The sequence below is a fragment of the Streptococcus sp. k-378 genome, from assembly GCF_013277505.1.
Lineage (GTDB): Bacteria > Bacillota > Bacilli > Lactobacillales > Streptococcaceae > Streptococcus > Streptococcus pseudopneumoniae.
The window spans coordinates 1-684 of the sequence record NZ_VMNC01000096.1; the positions used below are offsets into that span (position 1 = coordinate 1).

1 protein-coding gene is annotated in these 684 nt (G+C 38.5%); it reads left to right on the top strand.

Features of this window, described 5'->3' with window-relative positions; translation table 11 throughout:
• Positions 1-28 precede the first annotated feature (28 nt).
• Positions 29-684: helix-turn-helix domain-containing protein (locus tag HT719_RS09370; RefSeq protein ID WP_172928994.1), on the top strand; the 656-nt coding region annotated here is incomplete at its 3' end.

Consider the following 684-nt stretch of genomic DNA (forward strand, 5'->3'; position numbering starts at 1 on the left):
TAGTCGTATGAAAAGTATCCAACTGAATATGAATGAAACGAAAAAATATCTTGTGATAAAAGCTATAGACCAAGGAAAGAAAACAAAGAATCGAGCCTGTGTCGAACTGAATCTTTCTGAAAGACAAATCAATCGTCTGCTACTAGCCTATCAACAGAAAGGAAAAGAAGCCTTCAGACACGGAAACAGAAATCGAAAACCAAAACATGCAATCCCTGATGAAATCAAAGAACGTGTCCTAAAGAAATACCTCTCCTATGAAACATATAAACCAAATGTCCTTCATTTCTGTGCATTACTAGCTGAAGAAGAGGGAATTCAGCTCTCTGATACAACTGTTAGAAAAATACTCTATAAGGAAAACATCCTCTCTCCCAAGTCTCACAGAAAGACAAAGAAGAGACTAAGAAAACAAGCTAAACTGAACCGCAATCATCCCCTAGACAATCCAATCTTACCGTCCGCTAAAGATTTCCTGGAAGACACTAAAAAGCTACATCCTAGTAGACCCAGAAAGAAATTTGCTGGAGAACTCATCCAAATGGAGGCTAGCCCTCATGCCTGGTTTGGAGCAGAAACCTCTAACTTACACTTAGCCATTGATGATGCTTCCGGCAATATCCTAGGGGCTTATTTTGATAAAAAAGAGAACTTGAATGCTTACTATCATGTCCTTGAACAAAT